General features: G+C 46.4%; 1 pseudogene. It reads left to right on the top strand.

The annotated features are described in order from the left end of the window. Positions 1-38 precede the first annotated feature (38 nt). Positions 39-577 (top strand): annotated as a pseudogene (locus A3729_RS01030) (hypothetical protein); the annotation flags it as partial.

Genomic DNA, 577 nt, shown 5'->3' with positions numbered 1-577 from the left:
TAGTTTATAAGAACTATATTGCCAGGCAGCCACTGAGTTTGTGGTCGCCAAAATATCAAATGCAGATCATCACTGTGCTGGTTCACGCAGGCTTTAAGAAAGATATCTACCCCGAGAAAGTGCGATTTGTCGAGACTTATGGCTTAGGCAGTGAATTTTGGCAAACGCATGCTCCGAAGCCAGAGCCTGAAGGTGCTACCGACTCGCTGGGCTATACAAAAGAACAGCTGGAGCCACTGTTAAAAGAGTTAGCTGATCGCCATTACGTTAAAGCCGGCCAGTTACGCAAGGCTGCTAAGAAACGTTCTGCCAGCAAGCAAAAAACGCTCGATGAATATACGCTTTCTGCTCGATATAACCGTGCCTTTACCGAGACCTTTCCCAATCATTCAGACTTGCCAGAGCGCCTAGTATTATTGGCTGAGAGCGAGACACAACTGTCACATTTTCCAGAAGCGATCTCGGCTTTCGAAAGAGCTGGTTATGAGTTCTCAGAATTTTCTGGTCGTAGTGATGCGGCTTACGCTTCCGTGCTGCTCTATGATGATTACTTAAAGAGCATCAAAGCCTTGCCAAA

The sequence above is a fragment of the Oleiphilus sp. HI0043 genome (genome assembly GCF_001634935.1).
The sequence above is the reverse complement of the archived record's forward strand: the minus strand, read 5'-3'. Positions and strand labels throughout refer to the sequence as shown.